Source organism: Streptomyces sp. NPDC107550 (assembly GCF_055639095.1).
In genome coordinates this window covers 71,297-95,590 of the sequence record NZ_JBVKBC010000001.1, presented here as the reverse complement: position 1 = coordinate 95,590, position 24,294 = coordinate 71,297, and the positions used below count along the sequence as shown (strand labels likewise).

Below are 24,294 nucleotides of genomic sequence, written 5' to 3'. Positions count from 1 at the left end.
GCCCTCCCTCAGGTCGAGAGGGCGGCCGGGGGGCCTTCACCACCGCACTGGCTCGCACGAGCCGCCGCGGACCCCACGCGGCGCCGGCCGCGAAGCCGGCGCAGTCTCCCGCGTCCCGCCGCACCGCCACCCCTCATCCGGGCGGCGCGGCAGGCGCGGGCTTGTGCGTACGGAGCTGACCTCCCGTCAATCCCCGTACGCAGCCTGGGGGATCAGTCCTCGCGCAGGGCGCGGACCGCTTCCTCCACGCGCTTGCCGTACTCGGGGTCGGCGGCGTGGAAGTGGGCGAGGTTCTTCTCCACGATGTCGTCGCGGGAGACCTGCGAGAGGCCGCCGGCGATGTTGGCGACGAGGCGCTGCTTCTCGTCCTCCGACATCAGGCGGTACAGCTCGCCCGCCTGGAAGAAGTCGTCGTCCTTGGTGTGGGCCGGGGCCTCGTGCGTGCCCGTGTGGCCGGCGATGGCGAGCGGGGCGCTCAGCGGGCGGCCGGTCTCGGTCGGGCCGTCGAAGGAGTTCGGCTCGTAGTTCTTGCGGGCGCGGCCGTAGGCGTTGGTCGCCATGAGGCCGTCGCGGCCGTAGTTGTCGGCGCTGGTCGCCTTCGGGGCGTTGACCGGGAGCTGGGTGTGGTTGACGCCCAGGCGGTAGCGGTGCGCGTCCGCGTAGGCGAACAGGCGGCCCTGGAGCATCTTGTCGGGGGAGGGGCCGATGCCCGGAACGAAGTTGTTCGGGGAGAACGCGGCCTGCTCGACCTCGGCGAAGACGTTGTCGGGGTTGCGGTCGAGGACCAGCCGGCCCACGCGCTGCAACGGGTAGTCCTTGTGCGGCCACACCTTGGTCAGGTCGAACGGGTTGAAGCGGTAGTCCCCCGCCTCGGCCGCCGGCATGAGCTGCACGTACAGCGTCCAGGACGGGTTGACGCCGCGCTCGATGGCCTGGAGCAGGTCCGTCTGGTGGGAGTTCGGGTCCTTGCCCGCGATCTCCTGCGCCTGCTCGGTGGACAGGGAGCGGATGCCCTGGTTCGTCTTGAAGTGGTACTTCACGAAGAAGGCTTCGCCCTGCTCGTTGGTCCACTGGTAGGTGTGCGAGCCGTAGCCGTTCATGTGCCGGTACGAGGCCGGGATGCCGCGGTCGCCCATCAGCCAGGTCACCTGGTGCGTGGCCTCGGGGGCGTGCGCCCAGAAGTCCCAGACGTTCTCCGGCTCCTGCTTGCCCGTGAACGGGTCTCGCTTCTGGGAGTGGATGAAGTCGGGGAACTTCAGCGGGTCCTTGATGAAGAAGACCGGGGTGTTGTTGCCGACGAGGTCGTAGTTGCCCTCCTCGGTGTAGAACTTCACCGCGAAGCCGCGCGGGTCACGGACCGCGTCCGCGCCACCGAGGTTGTCGGCGACCGTGGAGAAGCGCAGGAAGACCTCGGTGCGCTTGCCGACGGTGTTCAGGAAGTCGGCGTACGTGTAGTCGGTGACGTCGTCGGTCACCTCGAAGTAGCCGTAGGCGCCGGAGCCCCGGGCGTGCACCACGCGCTCCGGGATACGCTCGCGGTTGAAGCGGGCGAGCTTCTCCAGCAGGTGCTGGTCCTGAAGCAGGATCGGGCCGCCCACGCCTGCGGTGGCGGAGTTCTGGTTGTCGGCGACAGGCGCGCCGGACTCGGTCGTGAGCACACGCTTCGGCATTATTCGAGGCGACCTTCCGTGCAGTGGCTGCTGGCGATGGAGCTGTCGATGTGGGGGAGCGTAAGGACCCCTGAACAGCCACGTCAACAGTTTGTTGAAGTTCTGGGTGGTGCTTGTTCAACATTTTGTTGAACCTATGGGTAAGGGTGTTCCGGGCCGCGGCGGCGCCTGGGCGCGACAGGACAGGTGTCAACGCCGCCGCGGCCCGGAAGTCTGTGGGCCTGCGCTTCCCGTGCGGGTTACGCGACCTGCTCGCCCGACAGGCGCTCGACGGCGCGCAGCAGGGCGGAGTGGTCGAGGCCGCCGTCGCCCTGGGCGCGCAGCGACGCGACGAGCTGGGCGACCACGGCACCGACGGGCAGGGCCGCGCCGACGTTGCGGGCGGCGTCGGTGACGATGCCCATGTCCTTGTGGTGCAGGTCGATGCGGAAGCCCGGCTTGAAGTCCCGGTTCAGGAAGTTGTCCTTCTTGCGGGTCAGCACGGTCGAGCCGGCGAGGCCGCCGTTGAGCACGTCGAGCGCGGCGCTCAGGTCCACGCCGGACTTCTCCAGGAAGACCACGGCCTCGGCGCACGCCTGGATGTTGACGGCGACGATGAGCTGGTTGGCGGCCTTCACGGTCTGGCCCGAGCCGTGCGGACCGCACAGCACGATGGTCTTGCCGAGGGCCTCAAGCAGCGGCTTGGCCTCGTCGAAGTCGGCCTGCTCACCGCCGACCATGATGGACAGGACGGCCTCGATGGCGCCGGCCTCGCCGCCGGAGACGGGCGCGTCGATGACGCGGATGCCCTTCTCCTTGGCGTTCTTCGCCAGGTCGACCGAGGTCTGCGGGGTGATCGAGGACATGTCGACCAGCAGCGCGCCGGACTTCGCGTTCTCCAGGATGCCCTCGGGGCCGTAGGCGATGGCCTCGACCTGCGGGGAGGCGGGGACCATCGTGACGATGACGTCGGCGTCCTTGACGGCTGCGGCGATCGAGCCGGCCGCCGTGCCGCCGGCCGCGGCGAGGCGGTCCAGCTTGTCCTGCTCCAGGGTGAAGCCCGTGACGTCGTAACCGGCCTTGATCAGGTTCTCCGACATGGGCGAGCCCATGATGCCGAGACCGATCCACGCGACCTTGGGGAGGTTGTTGCTCATGAGGGTGACTCCAAAGACTGAGTAAAGCGGTGATACGTCGCCGTGCCGTCGAAGCGGCGTCGTCAGGGCGGCGTCGTCAGGAACGGGACTCGCGCGGCAGCCAGTCGAAGGCCTCGGCGCTCGGGCGGTCGCCCGGCTTGTACTCCAGGCCGACATAGCCCTCGTACCCGGCCTTGGTGAGCTGGTCGAGCAGCTCCTCCAGCGGCAGCGAGCCGGTGCCCGGCGCGCCGCGGCCCGGGTTGTCGGCGATCTGCACATGCGCGGTCTTGTCGGTGTACGCGCTGATGATCTGCGGCAGGTCCTCGCCGTTCATGGACAGGTGGTAGAGGTCCATGAGGAACTTGGCGTTGCCGAGGCCGGTCGCCTCGTTCACCTTGTCCACGATCTCGATCGCCTTGGGCGCGCTCACGATCGGGCAGGCCGGGGACTCCGGCGCGTTCAGCGCCTCGATCAGCACGACGGCGCCCACCCGGTCGGCAGCGCGGGCCGCCAGCACCAGGTTCTCCAGGGCGAGTTCGTCCTGCACCGCCGGGTCGACGCCCTCCACGCGGTTGCCGTACAGCGCGTTGAGCGCCTTGCAGCCGAGGGAGGCGGCGAAGTCGGCGGCCACGTCGATGTTCGCGCGGAACTTCTCGCTCTCCTCGCCGGGGATCGACAGGGCGCCCCGGTCCGGGCCGGGCAGCTGGCCCGCGTAGAAGTTCAGGCCGGTGAGCTGCACGCCCGCGTCCTTGATCGCGTCCCGCAGGGCGTCGAGCTCGGACTGCGCGGGGGTGGGGGCGTCGACCCAGGGCCACCACAGCTCGACCGCGGTGAAGCCGGCCGCGGCGGCAGCCGCCGGGCGCTCCAGGAGCGGGAGTTCCGTGAAGAGGATCGACAGGTTGACGTTGAAGCGCTGGTCTGCGAATCCCATCGGGGTCGGCGCTCCCTTCCGGTTCGTGTTCCGTACGGAGAAGTCCGGGGCCGCCGGGCGGCCACCTGGGTAATTCCGTATTGCGGAAGTTCGTTTCTGCTTGATGGAAGGTTGCCCCCGACTCGGGGGAGCTGTCAAGAGGGGCTGCCGGAAAAACCCCGAACGGCGTTAGGTTGACGCTGTGCGATTGAGAGTGGAGTTCACGACCGAGCCCTTCGACCTCGACGAGGCGCCCCCGCACGCGGTGGTCGCCCGGGACGTCATCCAGGGCGCCGAGCTGGACGCGGTCGACGTCGGCCCGTTCGGCAACACCGCCGAGGGCGAGGCGGACCGCGTGCTCACCGCGGTGGACGGGCTGCTGCGGCGCGCCCTGGAAGCGGGCGCCACCCGCGTCTCCCTCCAGGTCAACGTGCTCGACGGCGCCGCCGGAGCAGGGGAGGGCGATAAGTGACCGCCATCGGGGACGACCCCTTCGTCAGAGCGGTCAAGCCGCTCGTGGACGCCATGGGCGCCGAGATGCTGCCGCCCGGCGAGGCCGGCAAGGACGACGTCGTACTGAGCTGGGAGGGCGCCGACGTCGTCGCCGTACGCCTGCCGCAGCTCGCCGACTCCCTCGACCACATCCTCGCGGCGATGGAGCGCACCGCGGGCATGCCGCTCGCCTCCCTCGACCGCAAGGAGAAGCAGGAGGTGGTCCGGGCCCTCGAAGCCCGCGGCGCCTTCTCCGTACGGCACGGCGTGGAGACCGTGGCCGGCGCGCTCGGTGTCTCGCGCTTCACCGTCTACAACTACCTGAACCGGGACAAGGCCACCTGACCTGCGATAACTCGCTTCGTGTGGCGCGATCCCCGAGCCGCCGTCCGGATATCGGACGGCGGCTTTTTGTCGCTCCAAGTTTTCAACAAAGTGTTGACGCAGTGTTTCCGAGGGCGTTAGCTATCCGCAGCCCGTCCAGCACAAGGCCACGGAGGCACCCCGTGACTTCAGGTTCGACGCCGGGGCTCACCCGGTTCAACGCCTCGGACGAGAGCGAGGCCACGGCCGCGCTCCACGAGGTGTGTGCTTCATCGGCGTGGGGGAGCAAGATCCTCGCCCAGCGCCCCTTCGCCACCGTCGAGTCCCTCTTCCAGGCCAGCGACGCCGCCATGGCCGAACTGACCGAACAGGACCTCGCCGAGGCGATGGCCGGCCACCCGCCGATCGGCCGCCCGAAGCCGGGAGACCCCACCTCGTCGCGCGAGCAGCGCGGCATGGCGGGCGCCTCCGAGGAGCTCAAGGCACAGATGCTCGAACTCAACCTGGCCTACCAGGAGCGGTTCGGGCACGTCTTCCTCATCTGCGCCACCGGCGCCACGGGGGAGCAGATGCTCGCGGCACTCAAGGACCGGATCGGCAACACGCCCGAGCGCGAACGCGAGATCGTCCGCGCCGAGCTGGGAAAGATCAACCGCATCCGCCTGACGCGCCTCGTGGAAGAAGGAGACAACGCCCGATGAGCACCGAGACCACCGCATCGGTGTCCACGCACATCCTGGACACCAGCATCGGACGCCCCGCCGAGGGCGTCGCCATCTCCCTTGCGGCGCGCGCCGGTTCGGACGCGGCCTGGGTCGCGCTCGGCGGCAGCGCCACCGACGCCGACGGGCGCTGCAAGGACCTGCCGGCCCTGCCGGAGGGCACCACCCATGTACGCCTCGACTTCGAGACCGAGGCGTACTTCCAGAAGAAGTCCGCGAACCAGCAAGCCGATGCGCAGCAGGACGCCCCCGCGAATCGGGACAGCGGCGCGAGGGGAGCGTTCTTCCCGGAGGTGGCGATCACGTTCGCCGTCGTCCCGGGCGAGCACTACCACGTACCGCTGCTGCTCAACCCGTTCGGCTACTCCGTTTACCGAGGGAGCTAGCAGACATGCCCACGATCCTGGGACAGAACCAGTACGGCAAGGCGGAGAACCGCGTTGTCAAGATCACGCGGGACGGCGACACCCACCACATCAAGGACCTGAACGTCTCGGTCGCCCTCAGCGGCGATCTCTCCGACGTGCACCTGACCGGGTCCAACGCCAACTGCCTGCCGACCGACACCACCAAGAACACCTGCTTCGCCTTCGCCAAGGAATACGGCATCGAGTCCGCGGAGCAGTACGGCATCGAGCTGGCCCGCCACTTCGTCGAGAGCCAGCCCTCCATCCACCGCGCGCGCATCCGCATCGAGGAGTACTCCTGGGAGCGCATCGCCGGCTCGGACGCGGGCTCCAAGTTCATCGGCGCCGACGAGGTCAAGCACTCCTTCGTCCGCAAGGGCCAGGAGACGCGCCTCGCCCAGATCACCTATGACGGCGAGAAGTTCGAGGTCCTCACCGGCCTCAAGGACCTCACCGTCATGAACACCACGAACTCCGAGTTCTGGGGCTACATCAAGGACAAGTACACGACGCTCCAGGAGGACTACGACCGCATCCTCGCCACGTCGCTGTCCACTTGGTGGCGTCACACCTGGACGGGCGAGGACGACGAGCGCACGCCCCACTGGAACAAGTCCTACGACCAGGCCAAGAAGCACATCCTCGAAGCCTTCGTCGAGACGTACTCGCTCTCGCTGCAGCAGACCCTCTTCCAGATGGGTTCGCGCGTCATCAACAACCGCAGCGAGATCGACGAGATCCGCTTCTCCGCGCCCAACAAGCACCACTTCCGCCAGGACCTGTCGTTCTGCGGGCTGGAGAACGAGGCGAAGGACGGCGCCGTGTACTACGCCGCCGACCGCCCCTACGGCCTCATCGAGGCCACGATCCTGCGGGACGGCGCCGACCAGCGCATCCCGGTCGACATGACCAACCTCTGACGCGGGGCGCGCGCCCCCGCCCGCCGCAGTCGGCGGGGGCGCGCCACACCGGAGGGAACATCGCAATGGCAGTGCCTGCAAAGGGGCCGGCGGAAGCCGAAGGCCCGTGTTCCACCCCACCGTCCGACGGCCTCGGCACGATCGAGGTCCACCCGGTGGACGAAAAGCTCCACTTCTCGCGGCTCGTCCCCGCCGCGCTCCAGCACATCGCCGCCATGTACGCCGGCGTCGTCACCCCGCCGCTCATCATCGGCCAGGCCGTCCACCTCGACACCGCGGGCCAGACCCGGCTGATCGCCGCGTCGCTGCTCATCGCGGGTGTGGCCACCCTCCTGCAGACGCTCGGCGTCAAGGGCTTCGTCGGAAACCGGCTGCCCTTCGTCAACGCCGCGTCCTCCGCCGGCATCGCACCGATGCTCGCCATCGCGGAGACCAACGCCAAAGGCGACCAACTCCCCGCCATCTACGGGGCGGTCATGGTCGCGGGCGTCTTCTGCCTCGCCATCGGACCGTTCTTCGGACGGCTGCTGCGCTTCTTCCCGCCGCTGGTCACCGGCGTCGTCATCACCCTCATCGGTGTGACGCTGATGCCCGTGCCGGTGAGCTGGGCCCAGGGCGGCGACAAGACCGCCGCCGACTACGGCGACATGCGCCATCTCGCGCTCGCCGGTTTCACCCTCGTCGTCATCCTGCTCATCCAGCGCTTCGGCCGGGGCTTCGTCAAGCAAGTCGCCCTGCTGTTCGGCCTGTTGATCGGCACGCTCGCCGCCATCCCGTTCGGCATGGCCGACTTCAGCGCCATCGAGTCCGCGCCGGTCGCGGCCCTGCCCACGCCGTTCGCCTTCGGCACCCCCGACTTCCAGCCCGCGGCCATCATCTCGCTCTGCCTCGTCATGCTCGTCCTGATGACCGAGTCCAGCGCCGGGATGCTCGCCATCGGGGAGATCTGCGAACGCGACTGCACCGGCAAGACCATCACCCGTGGCCTGCGCACCGACGGCATCGCCACCTTCCTCGGCCCGGTCTTCGGCGGCTTCCCCACCTCGGCCTTCGCCCAGAACGTCGGCGTCGTCTCGCTCACCAAGGTGCGCAGCCGGTACGTCGTCGCCGTCGCCGGCGCCACCCTGCTCGTCCTCGGCGCCTTCCCCGTCCTCGGCGCGGTCGTCTCCCTGGTCCCCATGCCGGTCCTCGGCGGCGCGGGCATCGTCCTGTTCGGCTCGATCGCCGTCAGCGGCATCCGCACCCTGTCCGAAGCGGGCCTCGACGACAGCTCCAACATCATCCTCGTGGCCGTCTCGCTCGGCGCCGGCATCATCCCCCTGGCCGCGCCCACCTTCTACGCCGACTTCCCCGCCTGGGCGCAGACCGTGCTCGGCTCCGGCATCAGCGCCGGCGCGCTCGTCGCCGTGTCGCTGAACCTCTTCTTCCACCATCTCGGCACCCGCGGCAGCGCCAACACCGCCGCGGCACTCAAATCCTCCTAGGGTCCTGCCGTGCCCACATCGCCACACGAAATGAATGAAGGAAGCACCATGGCACCTTCTTCGGCAGACCGCATCGTCATCGAGAACGTCGCCATCGCGACGGTCGACGCCCAGGACACCGAGTACGCCTCGGGCCACATCGTCGTCCATGGCAACAAGATCGAGTCCATCGGCGCGGGCAGCGCGCCCGAGGGACTGGAGAACGTCGTACGCCGTATCGACGGCACCGGCCACCTGGCCACGCCCGGCCTGGTCAACACGCACCACCACTTCTACCAGTGGATCACCAGGGGCCTGGCCACCGACCACAACCTGTTCAACTGGCTGGTGGCGCTGTACCCGACCTGGGCGCGCATCGACGAGCAGATGACGTACGCGGCGGCGCAGGGCTCGCTCGCGATGATGGCCCGCGGCGGTGTCACCACCGCCATGGACCACCACTACGTGTTCCCCAAGGGGTCGGGTGACCTCTCCGGATCGATCATCCGGGCCGCCTCCGAGATGGGCGTGCGCTTCACTCTGGCCCGCGGTTCCATGGACCGCAGCGAGAAGGACGGCGGCCTGCCGCCCGACTTCGCGGTCGAGACGCTGGAAGGCGCCCTCGCGGCGACCGAGGAGACCGTCGCCAAGCACCACGACGCCTCCTTCGACGCGATGACGCAGGTGGCGGTCGCCCCCTGCTCGCCGTTCTCCGTCTCCACCGAACTCCTCAAGCAGGGCGCCGAGTTGGCGCGCCGGCTCGGCGTACGGCTGCACACCCACGGCAGCGAGACCGTCGAGGAGGAGAAGTTCTGCCACGAACTGTTCGGCATGGGCCCCACCGACTACTTCGAGTCGACGGGCTGGCTCGGTGAGGACGTGTGGATGGCGCACAGCGTCCACATGAACGACTCCGACATCGCCGCGTTCGGCCGCACGAAGACGGGCGTCGCCCACTGCCCGTCCTCCAACGCGCGGCTCGCGGCCGGTATCGCCCGCGTCCCCGACATGCTGGCCGCGGGCGTCCCCGTCGGCCTCGGCGTCGACGGCACGGCCTCCAACGAGTCGGGCGAACTCCACACCGAACTGCGCAACGCGCTGCTCATCAACCGCCTCGGCGCCCACCGCGAGGCCGCTCTCACCGCCCGCCAGGCGCTGCGCCTCGGCACGTACGGCGGTGCCCAGGTGCTCGGCCGGGCCACCCAGATCGGGTCGCTCGAAACCGGCAAGCTGGCGGACCTGGTCCTGTGGAAGCTGGACACCCTGGCCCACTCGTCCATCGCCGACCCGGTCACCGCGCTCGTCTTCGGCGCGGCCGCACCGGTCACCCTCTCCCTCGTCAACGGCCGCCCGGTGGTGGAGGACAGCCGCCTGCTGCACGTCGATGAGGACGCCATCGCCCGCTCCACGCGGGACGAGGCACAGCGCCTCGCGCGGATCGCCGCGCGGGACTGATTCCAAGACTCCGGTCAGGGGGGACGGCCCCTGACCGGGGGCTCGAGCAGCCGAGCGGGCTGCTCGAGTGCCGCCCCGGAACGTGGCCCAAAGCCTCACGTTCCCGGGGCGGTCAGTACTACCTGGGCGCACGACAACTCCATACCGAGCACCACAGCACCACCTTGCACCACCTCCCAGAAGCGAAAAGCGCCGGCGACCGTCCGGGGCTGGAAAACAACCGGAGGAGCCGCAGTGGCGACGAAGCCCAGGTTCACCAAGCAAGGCACGACCCCCGACGAGTCCGCGCAGACCGCGGACGCCCCGGGGACGCATACCAAACATCCGGTCGACGAGACGCTGCCGCCGCTGAAGATGGCGACGACCGGTCTCCAGCACGTCGCCGCGATGTACGCGGGAGTCGTCGCACCCCCGCTGATCGTGGGCGCGGCCATCGGCCTCAGCCCGAAGGAGCTCACGTTCCTGACCGGCGCCTGCCTCTTCACGGCCGGCCTCGCCACGTTCCTCCAGACGCTCGGCATATGGAAGATAGGCGCCCGGCTGCCGTTCGTGAACGGCGTGACGTTCGCGGGCGTCGCCCCGATGCTCGCCGTCGTCGCCTCCACCAAGGACAAGACGAACGCCCTGCCGCTGATCTTCGGCGCGGTCATCGTCGCCGGTGTCCTCGGCTTCATCGCGGCCCCCTTCTTCTCGAAGATGGTCCGCTTCTTCCCGCCGGTCGTCACCGGTACGGTGATCACCCTCATCGGTGTCTCCCTGATGCCCGTCGCCTTCGGGTGGGCCCAGGGACCCAACCCCAAGGGCGCCGACTACGGCTCGATGAAGAATCTGGCGCTCGCCGGCATCACCCTCGTCATCGTGCTGCTGCTGCGCCGCTTCACCAGCGGGTTCGTCAAGCAGATCGCGGTCCTGCTCGGCCTGGTCGTCGGCACGCTCATCGCCATCCCGTTCGGCGTCACGGACTTCTCGCCCGTCGGCGAGGCGGACATCATCGGCTTCCCGACGCCGTTCCATTTCGGCGCGCCGCAGTTCGCGGGCGCGGCGATCGTCTCCCTGTGCGTCGTCATGGTCGTGTCGATGACCGAGTCGACCGCCGACATGCTGGCGCTCGGTGAGATCGTCGGCCGGCCCGCCGACGAGAAGACCATCGCCGCGGGGCTGCGCGCCGACACGCTCGGCTCGGCGCTGAGCCCGCTGTTCAACGGCTTCATGTGCAGCGCGTTCGCCCAGAACATCGGGCTGGTCGCCATGACGAAGATCCGCAGCCGGTTCGTCGTGGCGACGGGCGGCGGCTTCCTCGTCCTGATGGGCCTGTGCCCGATGGCCGCGTCGCTCATCGCGGTCGTGCCGCGGCCGGTGCTCGGCGGTGCCGGTGTGGTGCTGTTCGGGTCGGTCGCCGCGAGCGGTATCCAGACGCTGGTCAAGGCGGGTCTGGAGAAGGACAACAACGTCCTCATCGTCGCCGTCTCGCTGGCCGTGGGCCTCATCCCGATCGCGGCCCCGGGCTTCTACCACGCGTTCCCGCAGAACGCGAAGATCATCCTGGACTCCGGTATCTCTACGGGGTGTGTCGCGGCGGTCGTCCTGAACCTGCTGTTCAACCATGTCGGCCGGGGCCGCGAGGACGACGAGGTCACGGCGCCGATGGAATCGGGCGATGCGATTGCTGCGCAGCGGACGGGGACATCGACAGCCGGCGTCCACTGACCCCTGCCCCTCAACGGGCCCCGTCAGGGGCGCGGGGAACTGCGCGAGAACCCCCACGGACCTCGCGGTCGCGTCTGCCGGGCTGAGCTGCCACGGCGGGTGCGGCTCGTGGCGGGCGGGCCGCGCAGTTCCCCGCGCCCCTGGGGAGTTGGGGTGCGCCCTGTCAGGGGCGCGGGGAACGGCGCGAGTAGTCCGACGAAGTCGCGGTCGCGTCTGCCGGGTTGAGGTGCCATGGCGGGTGCGGCTTGTGGCGGGCTGGTCGCGCAGTTCCCCGCGCCCCTTTGGGGCGTTGAGGTGCGCCCCGTCAGGGGCGCGGGGAACGGCGCGAGAAGTCCGATGGACTCGCAGTTCCCCGCGCCCATGGGGAGTTGGGGTGCGGGGAACTGGGGATCAGGCGTCAGCCGATGTGGTACGGGTCGCCGTAGACCTTCCAGTCGAGCGGCGGATCAAGATTCAGGTTCCGCTTCCGCAGGAAAACCCGCTGAGCCGTATCGACCCGGCTCGTGTCACTGTGCGCCTCCTCCTGCTTCATCGCCCACACACGCGCGTCCAGAAACGCGTTGAGCCACCCCACCTCGTCCCCGCCGGAGGCCGGCGGCTTCGCCTTGCCGAGGGCCCGGCGCCGGATGGAGCTGAAACTGGTCGCGTCACCCCCGTCGCCGTGCATGACGATGGCGTCGTAGTACGCGAACTGGCCGAGGACGCCGACCCCGTCCGCCTTGCCCTGACGTACCGCCGGATTGAAGTACACGCGGTCACGCTCGTCGTCCTGCGCCCGCTGGAACGCCGGGTCCTGGGCCGCGCGCCGCCAGTCCTTCGGGAAATCCGGGTCGAGCCCGGCGTGCGAATCGCTGCCGTCGACCCTGCGCAGCGCGGGCAGATAGCGCGCGAGCACATTGCCCGGCTTGCGGTCGGTGTACAGCTTCACGAGGTCGAGCATGTCGCCGGTGCCGGAGCAGAAACCGATGATCCCGGCGGTGTAGCCGCGCCCGTCACCGATGTCCTCGATGTACCGGTACTGCGCCTTCCAGTCGAGCGAGGAGTTCTCCGCGCTCGACACCAACTGCATGGCGATCTCCTTCTTCGCCGGGTCGTCGAGCCCGCCCCCGCTCACCGAGGCGGTGGCCGCCCCGGCGAACTGGGTGGTGAGCAGCGGCGCGGCCACGACGGCGGCGCCGAGGAACGTGAGGAGAGTGCGACGGGAAGTGCCTGAGTGGGGGGTGGACACGGTTCCTCCTAGGGGGAGTTCGTCGTTCCGTCGACTGTTAGGAAGGTTTCCTACCAGAGTTTCGGGACGCCGTACACCCACCAAGGAGCAGTCCGTTACAGGGAGTTGAGACTCGGCGGGCGACTACAGGCCGAACGCCTCCGGGTTCCGCGCCAGCTTCCGGAAGACCTCCTTCGGGTCCTTCACCAGCCGCCGCTCACTCAGATCGAGCAGCCCGCCGACCGCGCTCACCTCGGCCGACACCGTGCCGTCGCTCTTGCGTACCGTCTGCGCGATCCGGAACGTCTTGCCCTCGCCCCACTCGAACGCGCACGTCACGTCCACCTCGTCCCCGGCGCGCAGCTCCCGCAGATACCGGATCGTCGTCTCCAGCGCGACGGGCCCCACCCCGTGCGCCAGCAGATCGCTCTGCTCGACCCCGGCGTGCCGCAGCATCGACCAGCGGGCGTGCTCGGCGTACTGGAGGTAGACGGCCTGGTTGAGATGGCCCTGCGAGTCGGTCTCGTAACCGCGGACCTCGATCCGGACGGAAAACGGCTCTGCCACGACGTGCCTTTCGACGAGGGGCGCGGGACGCGTGCGCGGCCCGCGACGACGGCCCTGAGCGCGTGCTCAGTACCGCCGTGGGGACAACTCCGGGGCCCGGGCCAGGAATTCCGGCCGCCCTCCACCCCGTACGGGCGCTACGCGCGTCTGGGCGAGGCCAGCAGATAGCGCCGCGCGGTGCGGCCCGGCGCGGAGTACGTGCCGACCTGCCAGCCCGCGCCGGTCAGCGCCGCCGCGCACGCCGTGAGCGCCGCCGGATCGGGGTGGTGGACGGCGACGGCCTCGGGCTGCGGGGTCTCCTCCACCCGGTACCCCGGCCCTGACGTGCTCGCCGGGGCGAGGCCCGCCGCTTCCAGGGCGAGGGCCGCCGCGTGCGTGAGCCGGCCCCGCTCCCAGGCGCAGGGGCGGTCGAGCGCGCCGTCCGCGTTCGTCATCCGGCGTATCTCCAGCAGGCCCTGCCACGCCGTGCGCACCTCGCGGGCCCGCGCCGGTGTCGGCTCGTACGCCCCGGGTTCGTCGCCGAGGCGCGCGGCGAACACCCCGTCCTGCGCGGCCGGTGGCGCTGCGGGCAGTGGTTCGTCCGTAGGCGGCGACTCCCGCACCCGATGGCCCTCGGGCGTCAGGAAGTGGTCGTGCGGCGGCCGCGGATGCCGGAACGCCAGCTTCAGCTTCACCAGCCGGGCGAGCTGCGTCTCACTGCCGCTGATCCGGCCCGTGCCGGGGTCCGCGGCCTCGATGATGCGCCGCTGCGCGGCGGTCGGCGGTCGGGTCATGGCGCACCTCCCCAGGGCAGTCACCCCACCTGCTCCCGATGGTGCACCACGCCACTGACAACGGCCCGACGCGACGGACGGCTCGACGCGAGGGACCACGGCCTGAGGCCGGGCTCAGGGCCGCAGGTTCCAGCCCGCGATCACCGGCCTGCCGTGCTCGGTGCTGATCCGGCTGACCGTGCCCGTCGCCAGCAGGAAGTGGGCGCCGTCGGCCGGGCTCAGACCGAGCCTGCGGGCGGTCAGCACGCGCAGGAAATGACTGTGGGAGACGAGCACGACGCTGCCCTCGTTGTTGGCGAGCGCCGCGTCGACCTTCGACAGCATGCGGTCCGCCCGGTCGCCCACCTCCTGCGGCGACTCACCCGGGTGCTCGGGCGGCCCCGGCTCCACGCCGTCGTCGAACAGGAACCAGTTCGGGCGGGTGCGCTGGATCTCCCGCGTCGTGACGCCCTCGTAGGCCCCGTAGTCCCATTCGCACAGGTCAGGGTCGACGAACGCGCCGTCGAGGCCCGCGCGCCTGGCCGTGTCCCGGGCGCGCTCCATCGGGCTCGTGAACACGGCCCCGATGTGATAGCTCCCGACGAGCGGCGCCACGCGGCGCGCCTGCTCCTTGCCGTTCTCGGTGAGCGGGATGTCCGTCCAGCTTGTGTGCCGGCCGTTCAGCGCCCACTCCGTCTCGCCGTGCCGGACGAGCAGCAGATCACCCAAGGTCCACGCCTGTTCTCGAAGGGGTCGTCACGTGCGCCGGCCATTCTCCCCGAGCCGCGGATCAAGGATTGTCAGACCCGGCCCGTAAGGTCGTAGACGGTCCTCGGACGAGGGCCGCCACGATCGAAGGACCAGCAGACGAGGGAGGTGGCGCGGGTGTCGCAGCCGCCGCATGTTCCGCCGGGCGCCGCCGCCGTCTTCCTGCCCGCTGCCCTGCCCCGCGAGGGCCGGATCGCGTTCTGGGCGCCGGACGGCCCGCCGCCGCCCGGAGCGGGCCAGGACCTGACCGTGGTCCGCCCGCACGGCCAGGGCGTACGCGGACGCACCGTGCCCGCGCTGATCGTGCCCGTCGCCGACGCGCTGCCGGCCCTCCTGCGCGCCCGCCGCACCCGGGGCGCCCACCCCGCCGCTGCCGCCTGGGGCGCCGCCGCCGCGCACGCCCTGCACCTGCTCGCCCGGGGCCGTCTGCTGCCCGGGCTCACTCCCACCGATCACGACGCCTGGCGCGCCGGCCCGCTCGACGAGGACGACATGGCGCAGTTGCGGGGGATCGCCGCCGCGCTGCCGCCCGAGGGGTACGCGACGCCCGTGCCGGGGCGCAAGCCGCTCGCCCTGCCGGAGCCGCTGGCGCTGGTCCGCGCGTTCGTGGACGCGGTGACCGACGCGCTGCCCCGCACCCCGGCCGCCGCGCACGCCGCCGGGGCCCCGTTCGCCGCGAGCGCCGCCCAGCACATCCCGCGCGCCCGCCCGTGGGCCGTCGAGGCGGCGGCGGGGCTGGACGCGGGCGTCAAGGTCTCCCTGCGCGTGGACCTGTCCCACCAGTCGTTCTTCGACCCGGCCGAGGAGGACGGCGCCGCCGTGGGCGCGGACGAGGACACCCCGGGGGCCGAGGAACCTGCCGCGCGCCGGGCGGGCGCCGCCGTCGTCCAGGTGCACAGCCTCGCCGACCCCACCCGCGTGGTGGACGCCGCCGCGCTGTGGGCGGGGGAGGCCGACGAGCACTTCGGGCCCCGCGCCCGGATCGACGCCGTCCTCGCCGTGCGCCGGGCCGTCGCCGCCTGGGCCCCGCTCGGCCGCCTCCTGGAGCAGGACGTGCCCGACGTCCTCGCCCTCGGCGAGAGCGAGCTGATCGACCTGCTCGGACCCGGCGCGGCCCACCTCGCGCGCGCGGGCGTCACCGTGCACTGGCCGCGCGAGCTGGCCCGCTCCCTCACCGCCACCGCCGTGGTCCGCGCGCAGACGGCCCCGGGCTCGGCGACGGACGGCACGCCGTTCTTCGACAGCGAGGAACTGCTTTCGTTCAACTGGCAGTTGGCGCTCGACGGCGACCCGCTCACCGAGAGCGAGATGGACCGGCTGGCCGAGTCGCACCGCGCGGTCGTCCGGCTGCGCGACCAGTGGGTCGTCGTCGACCCCGACCTCGTCCGCAAGGCGCGCAAGCGCGAACTGGGGCTGCTGGAGCCGGTCGACGCGCTCGCCGTCGCCCTCACCGGCGAGGCCGAGGTCGACGGCGAGCAGGTGCCCGTCGTGCCCACCGGTCTGCTCGCCGAGGTCCGCGACCGCCTCACCCGGGGCATCGACACCGTCGAGCAGCCCGAGGGCCTGCACGCCACCCTGCGCGACTACCAGCTGCGCGGCCTCGCCTGGCTCGACCTCATGACCTCCCTCGGCCTCGGCGGCTGCCTCGCCGACGACATGGGCCTCGGCAAGACCGTCACCCTCATCGCCCTCCACCTGCGCAGGAACAGGCCGGAGCCCACCCTCGTCGTCTGCCCCGCCTCCCTGCTGGGCAACTGGCAGCGGGAGATCCAGAAGTTCGCCCCCGGCGTCTTCGTGCGCCGCTTCCACGGCAGCGAGCGCGACCTCGAAGGCTTCGGCGGCGGCTTCGTCCTCACCACGTACGGCACCCTGCGCAGCCGCGCCGCCGAGCTGGCCGCCCACACCTGGGGCATGGTCGTCGCCGACGAGGCCCAGCACGTCAAGAATCCGAACGCGGCGACGGCCAAGGCCCTGCGCACCATCGACGCCCCCGCCCGCGTCGCCCTCACCGGCACCCCCGTCGAGAACAACCTGTCGGAGCTGTGGGCGCTGCTCGACTGGACGACGCCCGGACTGCTCGGCCCCCTCAAGGCGTTCCGTGCCCGGCACGCGCGCGCGGTCGAGGGCGAGGTGCCGCTCCAGGGCCACGGCGGTGTCAACCCGGAGGCGGTCGAGCGCCTGTCCAGGCTTGTACGCCCGTTCATCCTGCGCCGCAAGAAGTCCGACCCCGGCATCGTGCCCGAGCTGCCGCCGAAGACCGAGACCGACCACCCCGCGCCGCTCACCCGCGAGCAGGCGTCGCTGTACGAGGCCGTGGTCCGCGAGTCCATGGCCCAGATCGAGGCCGCCGAGGGCATCGGCAGGCGCGGCCTCGTCATGAAGCTGCTCACGTCCCTCAAGCAGGTCTGCAACCATCCGGCGCAGTACCTCAAGGAGGCCGACACACCCGGCGCCCGCCCCCGCCTCGCCGGCCGCTCCGGCAAGCTCGCCCTGCTGGACGAGCTGCTGGACACGATCCTCGCCGAGTTCTACGAGGACGGACAGCCGCCGGCCGAGGGCGCGGGCGGCGCGGGCCGCGGCGGCTCGGTGCTCGTGTTCACGCAGTACGTGGCCATGGCCCGGCTGCTCTCCGCGCACCTGACCACCCGTGGCATCCCGAGCCAGTTGCTGCACGGCGGCACGCCCGTCGCCGAGCGGGAGCGCATGGTGGACCGCTTCCAGTCCGGCGAGGTCCCCGTCTTCCTGCTCTCCCTGAAGGCCGCCGGCACCGGTCTCAACCTCACGCGCGCGTCCCACGTCGTCCACTTCGACCGCTGGTGGAACCCGGCGGTCGAGGAGCAGGCCACCGACCGCGCCTACCGCATCGGGCAGACCCAGCCCGTGCAGGTGCACCGCCTGATCACCGAGGGCACGGTCGAGGACCGTATCGCCGAACTGCTCGCCACCAAGCGGGCGCTGGCCGACGCCGTACTCGGCTCCGGCGAGGCCGCCCTCACCGAGCTGAGCGACCGCGATCTTGCGGACCTCGTGTCACTGCGCAGGGAGGCGGGCCGATGAGCGTCCCGAGGAGAAGACACCGGGTGAGCGCCCCGGGCAGCGGCCCGTACATCCCCGGCCGGGCCGGCGCGGGCGAGCAGGCGCGCGCCCGGCACGCCGACGACCGGCGCACGTTCCCGCCGCTGCCGCCCCGCGCCGAACCGACGGGCCCCTTCGCCCTGACCTGGTGGGGGAACGCGTGGGTGCACGCCCTGGAGGACACCGCCCTCGACCCGGCCCGACTGGAGCGCGGCCGTGGCTACGCCGACCGGGGTCACGTCGACGCCATCACCGTCACCCCCGGCCGCGTCGTCGCCTACGTCCACGGCTCCCGGCCCCGGCCCTACCGCGCGGAGCTGCGCCTGCGCACCCTCGGCGACGACGCCTGGGACCGCTTCCTCGACACGGCCGCCGCCCGCCCCGACCACATGGCGGCCCTGCTCGACAAGGACGTGCCGCACGCGCTGGCCGCCGCCGTCGACCTGCTCCCCGTCGCCGACGACGTCGTGCCCTCGTGCAACTGCCCGGACCACGCCGAGCCGTGCAAGCACGCGGCGGCCCTGTGCTACCAGACGGCGCGGCTGCTGGACGAGGACCCGTTCGTGCTGTTCCTGCTGCGCGGGCGGGGCGAGCACGACCTGCTGGCCGCCCTCACCCGGCGCAACGCCGCGCATGAGGCCGCCGAGCGTACCCCCGGCGAGGGCCCCGACCTGGAGACCGTACCCGCCCGCGAGGTGTACGCCGACAGCGCCAGGACCCGGCCGCCGCTGCCCCCGGAATTCCCCGCGCCGGCCCACCCCGAGCGCCCGCCGTCCTACCCGCAGGCGCCGGACGCGCCCGACCCGCTCGCCCTCGACCTGCTCGCCGGGCAGGCGGCGGCCCGCGCCCACGCCCTGCTGACCACGGGCGCGGACCCGATCGCCGGCCTCACCCCCTGGCAGGACGCGGTCCGGCTGGCCGCCGCGCACCCCGGCTCCGGCCTGACCGCCGCGACCCGCGCGCTGTACGCCTCGCTCGCGCGCGGTACCGGCCGCACCCCCGTCGATCTCGCGCGGGCCGTCGCCGCGTGGCGCCAGGGGGGCCTCGACGGGCTCACGGTCCTGGAGGAGGAGTGGGATCCGCCCGCGGGCCCCTTCGACCGGGCCCGCCCCGCGCTCCTCGCCGCGGGCCACCCCGACTTCCGCCCCCGCCGCAACCACCTGACCACGCCCTCGCTCCAACTCCGGCTCGGCCGCGACGGATTCTGGTACGGCTACGAGTCCGACCCGGGCCGCGAAGACTGGTGGCCCCGCGGCCTCCCCTCCCCGGACCCCCTCGCAGCCCTCGACTCCGTCCTCACCGGCGACTGACAGGCGCGCGGCCCGCGAAGAACCCGTCGTTCACCTGCGGCCCGCTGCCCTGAACGTTGCGCAGTTCCCCGCGCCCCTGTCGGGGCGCTGCCCCCGGGGCCGTCGTTCACCTGCGGCCCGGTGGGTGGCTGGTCGCGCAGTTCCCCGCGCCCCTGAAGCGTGCACTTCGTGCAGCTTCCCCGTGGCCGAGTTCAGGGTGGGCCCACGGTCACTGGCGGTATCCGTTCAGGAAGCGGGCGATGCGGCTGATCGCGGCGTCCAGGTCGTCGGCGTGGGGCAGGGTGAGGATACGGAAGTGGTCGGGGCGGGGCCAGTTGAAGCCGGTGCCCTGCACGACCTGGATCTTCTCGCGCAGCAGCAGATCGAGGACGAACCGCTCGTCGTCGACGACCGGATGCACCTTCGGGTCCAGGCGCGGGAACGCGTACAGCGCCCCCTTCGGCTTGACGCAGCTCACGCCCGGGATCTCGTTCAGCTTCTCCCACGCCTTGTCGCGCTGCTCCCGCAACCGGCCGCCGGGCGCGGTGAGTTCGCGGATCGACTGCCGCCCGCCGAGCGCGGCCTGGATCGCGTACTGGGCGGGCGCGTTGGCGCACAGCCGCATGGACGCCAGCATCGTCAGCCCCTCCAGGTAGTCGCGCGCGTGCTGACGCGGCCCCGAGACCACGAGCCAGCCCGACCGGAACCCGGCCACCCGGTACGTCTTGGACAGCCCGCAGAACGTCAGCACGACGAGGTCGGGGGCGAGGGCCGCCGCACTGTGGTGCACGGCGTCGTCGTACAGGATCTGGTCGTAGATCTCGTCGGCGAAGACCATCAGGCCATGCCGCCGGGCGAGGTCGAGGACGCCCTCCACGACCTCCTTCGGATAGACCGCGCCCGTCGGGTTGTTGGGGTTGATCAGGACCACCGCGCGGGTCCTGTCAGTGATCTTCGCGGCCATGTCGGCGAGGTCCGGGTACCAGTCGGACTGCTCGTCGCACAGGTAGTGCACGGCCTTGCCGCCGGACAGGGTGGTGACGGCCGTCCACAGCGGGAAGTCGGGCGCCGGGATGAGGATCTCGTCGCCGTCCTCCACCAGCGCCTGGACGGCCATGGACACCAGCTCGGAGACGCCGTTGCCGAGGAACACGTCGTCCACGCCGACCTCGACACCGAGCGCCTGATAGCGCTGCGCGACGGCGCGCCGGGCGGAGAGGACGCCGCGCGAGTCGGTGTAGCCGTGCGCCTGCGGCAGCATCCGGATCATGTCCTGGACGATCTCCTCGGGCGCCTCGAACCCGAACAGCGCAGGGTTGCCCGTGTTCAGGCGCAGGACGCTGTGGCCCGCCTCCTCAAGGGCGTTGGCGTGCTCGATCACCGGGCCGCGGATCTCGTAACAGACCTCGCTGAGCTTGCTCGACTGCCGGAACTCCATGCGTGTGCCTCCAGGCCGTCCGGGCGCCGGAGGACTGCCGGCTCCCTGTTGTCGCTTGGTTTTACCAAGTAGGTGCTTGGAAAGTCCAACAACTTGCATAGACTGCGCGGCATGCCACGTCGAAGCTACGACCAGTTCTGCGCCGCCGCCCGCGCCCTCGACGCCGTCGGCGACCGCTGGACGCTCCTGATCGTGCGGGAACTCCTCGCGGGGCCGCGCCGCTACACCGACCTGCACGCCGACCTCCCCGGCGTCAGTACGGACATGCTGGCCACGCGGCTGAAGGACATGGAGCGCGACGGCATCGCCGTACGCCGCAAGCTCGCCCCGCCCGCATCGGCGTACGTCTACGAACTCACCGTACGAGGGCGGGAGTTGCTGCCCGTCCTGCATGCCCTCGGCCAGTGGGGTGCCCCGGAGCTGGCCGAGCGCAGGCCCACCGACGCCGTCCGGGCGCACTGGCTCGCGCTGCCCGTCCTGCGGCACCTGGACGCGCTCGGCGAGAGCGGGACCGTCGAAGTCCGCGTCGAGGAGGGGCTGTTCCACGTACGGGCCGGGGGAGGGGAGCCGGTGTACGGCGAGGGCGCCTACCCGGACGGCGAGCCCGATGTGCGTCTGACGTTCGACGCGCGGGCGGGCGCGGAGCTCGCCCGGGGCGCGCTCGGCGTGGCCGAGGCCGTACGCACCGGCCGGGCGGTCGCGGAAGGCGAAGGACCGCTCGCCAAGGCCCTGCGCGCCGGCGAGGCGTAGCGGGAAAATGGGAAGGGGCGGAGGTCTCTCGACCTCCGCCCCTCAGTCCCCTCACGTCAGTTGACGAAGGGTCACACCCGTGCCGGGCGTCCCGATCCGCGCGTCAGGGCGTAGCCGCCGATGCCCGCGAGCGCGGCGAGGATCGCGCCGACGCCGGTCCACACCCATCGGTCCGACCACCAGCCCGACGCCCAGTCGTGGTCGTCGGACGTGGCCGACGCGGCGCCCGCCGTCAGCGGCGTCGCCAGCTTCCCGCCGACCGCCGCCGCGCCGCCGATCTCCTTCGACGTCGCCTCGGCGGACGCCGACACCGGCAGGCCGAGGTCGGCGGAGTCGAGGCCGGTCACCGTCAGCCGCACGTAGTACGTGCCCGGCAGCGGATCGTTCGCCCACGCCTCCGACCAGGCCCGCACCGTGCGCAGCGTGCACGCCAACTCGACCCGCCCGGCGTCCGCCGCGACCGTGCGCGCCTGCATCCCGTACATGCACGACTGGCGGCGCCGCAGCCCGTCGTACACGTCGACGCGCCAGGTCTGCGCGCCGTGCCGGGCCTTCGGCAGCTCCACCTCCGCCCGCACCGTCGGGCGCTGCGTGGCGTCCGCCGCGAACGACCAGTACAGGTAGTCGCCCGTGGACGCCTGGGCCGTCGCCTTCTGCCCCTGCGCGAACGAGACAGCCGTACGGAACGACGTGCCCGCCCGCGTCGGCGCCTTCTGCGCGGCGTCGCCGTCGCCGTCGTCACCGGCCGCTCCGGCCGGCCCCGCGAGGCCGAGCACCGCCGTCGCGGCGAGCAGACAACCCGTCATGAACCTTCTGGCACGCATCAGTTCGTCCTCCACACCGAGATCCGCCAGCGCGTCAGCCAGCCCCACACCACACCGGCGAGGAAGCCGATGACGACGAGCGCGCCCAGCAGCCACCAGCCCCGGCCGAGGCCGAAGGAGGCCACGTCGGACGCCTGGTCCGGGCCGTCCACGACCTCGACCGTCAGCTCGACGGGCAGCCCCGGCTCACGCTTGACGGACGCCGGCGCGGAGAAGGAGTTCGACACCTGGAGGCAGACCGTCTCGGCCTCGGCCCGGTCGTCGTCGAGTTCGGGCTTGGGATAGCGCAGCCCCGTCGAGATCACGTCCGTACGCCCGTCGCCGGACTCCTGGCCGCGCACGATCTCCCGGTCATGGGTGGTCATCGCGCGCAGCAGCACACCGTAGTCACGGTCGACGGCCCGGTCGGCGGACACGCTCACCGACGCGCGCAGCTCCTTGCCGGGCTCCACGTCGACGCGGTAGTAGCGGTGCTGCCCGAACGTCTCACGGTCTGTGTACAGGCCGGGCTTGAGCTGCGGCGCCGAGGCGCACTGCGCGGCGCCGTCGACGGCGACCGGCGTCACCACCGGATCGGCCGTCTGGTCCACCAACTGGCCGACGCGGTCCGTCAGTTCCTTCTTGTGGCGTACGGAGGTGTACGTGCCGCCGGTCGCGTCCGCGATGCAGGAGAGCTGCGCGCGGGTCTTGGCGTCGGCGACCAGGCCGAGCGTGTCGATGGTCAGGCCGATGCCCTTGGCGGCTATCTCGCGCGCCACCTCGCACGGGTCCAGCGGCTGGCAGGTGTCCTCGCCGTCGCTGATGAGCACGATGCGCTTGGTGCCCTCGCCGGAGAAGTCGTCGGCCGCCTTGAGCAGCGCGGGGCCGATCGGGGTCCAGCCGGTGGGCTGGAGCGTGGCCACGGCCGTCTTCGCGTCGGTGCGGTCGAGCGGGCCCACGGGGTAGAGCCGCGCGGTGTCCTTGCAGCCCGCCTTGCGGTCGTTGCCGGGGTAGTTGGCGCCGAGGGTCCTGATGCCGAGTTCGACCTCGTCGGGCGTCGCGTCCAGCACCTCGTTGAACGCCTGCTTCGCCGCCGCCATCCGCGAACCGCCGTCGATGTCGCGGGTGCGCATGGATCCGCTGACGTCCAGGACGAGTTCGACCTGCGGGGCGGGTTTCTTGCCGGTCTCGTCCGCGTGCGCCTGTGTGGGCGACAGGCCGCCGACGGCGAAGGAGGCGAGGAGGGCGCACAGACCCGCCGCCAGCCGTTGTCTGATGATCATCGGCGGATCTTATGGACCGAAGGGTCCCGGGGCCAAAACGGCCGCCGCCCGGCCCCCGCGTACGGACGCCACCGGGCCGGGCCGACTCCTGAGCGCGGGGCGAGGAGCGCGGGGCGCGGGCGGGTGGTCGCGGCGGGGCGCGGATACGATGGCGGGACCGCCCGGCGGCGGGGACGGGCCGGCGCGGTGGACGGCTGACGGCTGAGGGCGAGAGGTCACGGGCATGCTGAGACAGATCACGGCGACCCGTTACGTCACGCCGCTGCACACCGGCGGGTCGGTGCCCGGGGTGGTCGAGGCGGACGACCTCGGCACGTACGTCCTCAAGTTCACCGGGTCCGCGCAGGGCGTCAAGGCGCTCGTCGCGGAGATCGTCGTCGGGGAGCTGGCGCGGCGGCTCGGGCTGCGCTTCCCCGAACTGGTGCTCGCGCACTTCGACCCCGCCATCGCCGTCGACGAGCCCCACCAGGAGGTCCAGGACCTGCTGCGGGCCAGCGCCGGGCTCAACCTCGGGATGGACTTCCTGCCCGGCGCGGTCGACTTCACGCCCGAGATCGCGGCGGAGTTCCCCGTGGACCCGGTGGAGGCCGGGCGGATCGTCTGGCTCGACGCGCTGACCGTCAACGTCGACCGGACGGTGCACAGTTCGAACCTCATGGTGTGGCCCACGTTCGGCACCGCCGAGCCGCGTCTGTGGCTCATCGACCACGGCGCGGCGCTCGTCTTCCATCACCGGTGGGGCGGGGCGAGCCCCGACAAGGCGTACGACTTCCGCCGGCATGCGCTCGGGGGGTACGGGCCCGACACCCGGGCCGCCGACGCGGAGCTGGCGCCCCTGGTGACGGAGGAACTGCTCCGTGAGGTCGTCGCGCTCGTGCCGGATGCGTGGCTCGCGGGGGAGGAGGGGTTCTCCGGGGCGGAGGCGGTGCGGGAGGCGTACGTGTCGTTCCTGCTGGCGCGGGCGCGGGCCTCGGCGGCGTGGTTGCCTACGGAGTTTCCCTCTCGGGAGGAGTTGGCTCGGGCGGATGCGGTGCGGGCGGCCGATGTGGAGCGGGGGCGGCCGGGGTGGCTCAAGCGGGTGCCGGATCTTCATGGCAAGCCGGCGGCTCGGTCGGACTGGTCGGTCCACCTGGACTGACGTCGCGCTCCGCGCGGGGCGGGGTTTTCAGCGCCGGGC

22 protein-coding genes are annotated in these 24,294 nt (G+C 71.7%); 12 read left to right on the top strand and 10 right to left on the bottom strand.

Annotation, left to right across the window (positions count from 1 at the left end; translation table 11 throughout):
- Positions 1–212: 212 nt before the first annotated feature.
- The 3 genes from ACZ7LY_RS00480 to ACZ7LY_RS00470 form a co-directional block, all read right to left on the bottom strand.
- A complete protein-coding gene (locus tag ACZ7LY_RS00480; RefSeq protein ID WP_471622238.1) occupies positions 213–1,670 on the bottom strand; it encodes a catalase in 1,458 nt (485 codons plus the stop codon).
- 239 nt (positions 1,671–1,909) lie between these two features.
- Complete coding sequence (locus ACZ7LY_RS00475; RefSeq protein WP_471622237.1) at positions 1,910–2,806, bottom strand: 2-hydroxy-3-oxopropionate reductase; 897 nt, start codon at positions 2,804–2,806, stop codon at positions 1,910–1,912.
- 76 nt (positions 2,807–2,882) lie between these two features.
- Positions 2,883–3,716, bottom strand: a complete 834-nt coding sequence (locus ACZ7LY_RS00470) for a TIM barrel protein (protein ID WP_471622236.1) — start codon at positions 3,714–3,716, stop codon at positions 2,883–2,885.
- A 181-nt stretch (positions 3,717–3,897) separates the two neighbouring features.
- Between ACZ7LY_RS00470 and ACZ7LY_RS00465 the strand changes: the two genes are divergently transcribed.
- From ACZ7LY_RS00465 to ACZ7LY_RS00430, 8 genes are all read left to right on the top strand, one after another.
- The gene (locus ACZ7LY_RS00465; protein WP_471622235.1) at positions 3,898–4,167 is read left to right on the top strand and encodes a YkoF family thiamine-binding protein; all 270 of its coding nucleotides are present in this window, start codon (positions 3,898–3,900) and stop codon (positions 4,165–4,167) included.
- On the top strand, positions 4,164–4,532 hold the full coding sequence (locus ACZ7LY_RS00460) for a helix-turn-helix domain-containing protein (RefSeq protein ID WP_471622234.1): 369 nt from the start codon (positions 4,164–4,166) through the stop codon (positions 4,530–4,532). Before ACZ7LY_RS00465 ends, ACZ7LY_RS00460 begins: the two co-directional genes overlap by 4 nt.
- Before the next feature lie 161 nt (positions 4,533–4,693).
- Complete coding sequence (gene uraD, locus ACZ7LY_RS00455) at positions 4,694–5,212, top strand: 2-oxo-4-hydroxy-4-carboxy-5-ureidoimidazoline decarboxylase (protein WP_471622233.1); 519 nt, start codon at positions 4,694–4,696, stop codon at positions 5,210–5,212.
- A complete protein-coding gene (uraH, locus tag ACZ7LY_RS00450; protein WP_471622232.1) occupies positions 5,209–5,619 on the top strand; it encodes a hydroxyisourate hydrolase in 411 nt (136 codons plus the stop codon). The genes uraD and uraH overlap by 4 nt, the downstream gene beginning before the upstream one ends.
- 5 nt (positions 5,620–5,624) lie before the next feature.
- Complete coding sequence (gene pucL, locus ACZ7LY_RS00445) at positions 5,625–6,560, top strand: factor-independent urate hydroxylase (protein WP_471622231.1); 936 nt, start codon at positions 5,625–5,627, stop codon at positions 6,558–6,560.
- Between the two features lie 65 nt (positions 6,561–6,625).
- Positions 6,626–8,044, top strand: coding sequence for a nucleobase:cation symporter-2 family protein (locus tag ACZ7LY_RS00440; protein WP_471622230.1), 1,419 nt, complete (start codon positions 6,626–6,628; stop codon positions 8,042–8,044).
- Between the two features lie 48 nt (positions 8,045–8,092).
- Positions 8,093–9,478, top strand: coding sequence for an 8-oxoguanine deaminase (locus ACZ7LY_RS00435; protein ID WP_471622229.1), 1,386 nt, complete (start codon positions 8,093–8,095; stop codon positions 9,476–9,478).
- Between the two features lie 234 nt (positions 9,479–9,712).
- Positions 9,713–11,185 (top strand): nucleobase:cation symporter-2 family protein, encoded by a 1,473-nt coding sequence (locus ACZ7LY_RS00430; RefSeq protein WP_471622228.1) that lies wholly within the window; start codon positions 9,713–9,715, stop codon positions 11,183–11,185.
- A gap of 397 nt (positions 11,186–11,582) precedes the next feature.
- Here ACZ7LY_RS00430 and ACZ7LY_RS00425 read toward each other — a convergent pair whose 3' ends face one another.
- The 4 genes from ACZ7LY_RS00425 to ACZ7LY_RS00410 form a co-directional block, all read right to left on the bottom strand.
- Positions 11,583–12,413 (bottom strand): chitosanase, encoded by an 831-nt coding sequence (locus ACZ7LY_RS00425; protein ID WP_471622227.1) that lies wholly within the window; start codon positions 12,411–12,413, stop codon positions 11,583–11,585.
- A 123-nt stretch (positions 12,414–12,536) separates the two neighbouring features.
- Positions 12,537–12,959, bottom strand: coding sequence for an acyl-CoA thioesterase (locus tag ACZ7LY_RS00420; RefSeq protein WP_471622226.1), 423 nt, complete (start codon positions 12,957–12,959; stop codon positions 12,537–12,539).
- Between the two features lie 137 nt (positions 12,960–13,096).
- Positions 13,097–13,732 carry a hypothetical protein gene (locus tag ACZ7LY_RS00415; protein ID WP_471622225.1) on the bottom strand — a complete coding sequence of 212 codons (636 nt, stop codon included), beginning with the start codon at positions 13,730–13,732 and terminating at the stop codon, positions 13,097–13,099.
- A 114-nt stretch (positions 13,733–13,846) separates the two neighbouring features.
- Positions 13,847–14,440 carry a histidine phosphatase family protein gene (locus ACZ7LY_RS00410; RefSeq protein ID WP_471622224.1) on the bottom strand — a complete coding sequence of 198 codons (594 nt, stop codon included), beginning with the start codon at positions 14,438–14,440 and terminating at the stop codon, positions 13,847–13,849.
- Positions 14,441–14,596: 156 nt separating this feature from the next.
- On the opposite strand from ACZ7LY_RS00410, the gene ACZ7LY_RS00405 reads away from it, so the two are divergent.
- Positions 14,597–17,536 carry a DEAD/DEAH box helicase gene (locus tag ACZ7LY_RS00405; RefSeq protein ID WP_471622223.1) on the top strand — a complete coding sequence of 980 codons (2,940 nt, stop codon included), beginning with the start codon at positions 14,597–14,599 and terminating at the stop codon, positions 17,534–17,536.
- A 23-nt stretch (positions 17,537–17,559) separates the two neighbouring features.
- Complete coding sequence (locus ACZ7LY_RS00400; RefSeq protein ID WP_471622222.1) at positions 17,560–18,864, top strand: SWIM zinc finger family protein; 1,305 nt, start codon at positions 17,560–17,562, stop codon at positions 18,862–18,864.
- Between the two features lie 208 nt (positions 18,865–19,072).
- Here ACZ7LY_RS00400 and ACZ7LY_RS00395 read toward each other — a convergent pair whose 3' ends face one another.
- Positions 19,073–20,281, bottom strand: a complete 1,209-nt coding sequence (locus tag ACZ7LY_RS00395; RefSeq protein WP_471622221.1) for a pyridoxal phosphate-dependent aminotransferase — start codon at positions 20,279–20,281, stop codon at positions 19,073–19,075.
- A gap of 111 nt (positions 20,282–20,392) precedes the next feature.
- Here ACZ7LY_RS00395 and ACZ7LY_RS00390 point away from each other — a divergent pair, with 111 nt between their 5' ends.
- Positions 20,393–21,031: a winged helix-turn-helix transcriptional regulator gene (locus tag ACZ7LY_RS00390; protein ID WP_471622220.1), complete on the top strand. Its 639-nt coding sequence runs from the start codon at positions 20,393–20,395 to the stop codon at positions 21,029–21,031.
- 71 nt (positions 21,032–21,102) lie between these two features.
- Here the strand turns inward: ACZ7LY_RS00390 and ACZ7LY_RS00385 are convergent, their stop codons facing one another.
- Both ACZ7LY_RS00385 and ACZ7LY_RS00380 read right to left on the bottom strand, forming a co-directional pair.
- On the bottom strand, positions 21,103–21,855 hold the full coding sequence (locus tag ACZ7LY_RS00385; protein WP_471622219.1) for a hypothetical protein: 753 nt from the start codon (positions 21,853–21,855) through the stop codon (positions 21,103–21,105).
- Positions 21,855–23,117 (bottom strand): VWA domain-containing protein, encoded by a 1,263-nt coding sequence (locus ACZ7LY_RS00380; RefSeq protein WP_471622218.1) that lies wholly within the window; start codon positions 23,115–23,117, stop codon positions 21,855–21,857. The genes ACZ7LY_RS00385 and ACZ7LY_RS00380 overlap by 1 nt, the downstream gene beginning before the upstream one ends.
- A gap of 223 nt (positions 23,118–23,340) precedes the next feature.
- Between ACZ7LY_RS00380 and ACZ7LY_RS00375 the strand changes: the two genes are divergently transcribed.
- Entirely contained in the window at positions 23,341–24,255 is a 915-nt protein-coding gene (locus ACZ7LY_RS00375; RefSeq protein WP_471622217.1) for a HipA family kinase, read from the top strand.
- Positions 24,256–24,294 lie beyond the last annotated feature (39 nt).

Excerpts from the sequence above, each read along its gene's own strand:
- ACZ7LY_RS00415 (WP_471622225.1), bottom strand. The coding sequence starts at position 13,732 with ATGACCCGACCGCCGACCGCCGCGCAGCGGCGCATCATCGAGGCCGCG.
- ACZ7LY_RS00390 (WP_471622220.1), top strand. The coding sequence starts at position 20,393 with ATGCCACGTCGAAGCTACGACCAGTTCTGCGCCGCCGCCCGCGCCCTC.
- ACZ7LY_RS00435 (WP_471622229.1), top strand. The coding sequence starts at position 8,093 with ATGGCACCTTCTTCGGCAGACCGCATCGTCATCGAGAACGTCGCCATC.
- ACZ7LY_RS00475 (WP_471622237.1), bottom strand. The coding sequence starts at position 2,806 with ATGAGCAACAACCTCCCCAAGGTCGCGTGGATCGGTCTCGGCATCATG.
- ACZ7LY_RS00440 (WP_471622230.1), top strand. The coding sequence starts at position 6,626 with ATGGCAGTGCCTGCAAAGGGGCCGGCGGAAGCCGAAGGCCCGTGTTCC.
- ACZ7LY_RS00385 (WP_471622219.1), bottom strand. The coding sequence starts at position 21,855 with ATGCGTGCCAGAAGGTTCATGACGGGTTGTCTGCTCGCCGCGACGGCG.
- ACZ7LY_RS00480 (WP_471622238.1), bottom strand. The coding sequence starts at position 1,670 with ATGCCGAAGCGTGTGCTCACGACCGAGTCCGGCGCGCCTGTCGCCGAC.
- ACZ7LY_RS00375 (WP_471622217.1), top strand. The coding sequence starts at position 23,341 with ATGCTGAGACAGATCACGGCGACCCGTTACGTCACGCCGCTGCACACC.
- ACZ7LY_RS00380 (WP_471622218.1), bottom strand. The coding sequence starts at position 23,117 with ATGATCATCAGACAACGGCTGGCGGCGGGTCTGTGCGCCCTCCTCGCC.
- pucL (WP_471622231.1), top strand. The coding sequence starts at position 5,625 with ATGCCCACGATCCTGGGACAGAACCAGTACGGCAAGGCGGAGAACCGC.
- ACZ7LY_RS00395 (WP_471622221.1), bottom strand. The coding sequence starts at position 20,281 with ATGGAGTTCCGGCAGTCGAGCAAGCTCAGCGAGGTCTGTTACGAGATC.
- uraH (WP_471622232.1), top strand. The coding sequence starts at position 5,209 with ATGAGCACCGAGACCACCGCATCGGTGTCCACGCACATCCTGGACACC.
- ACZ7LY_RS00470 (WP_471622236.1), bottom strand. The coding sequence starts at position 3,716 with ATGGGATTCGCAGACCAGCGCTTCAACGTCAACCTGTCGATCCTCTTC.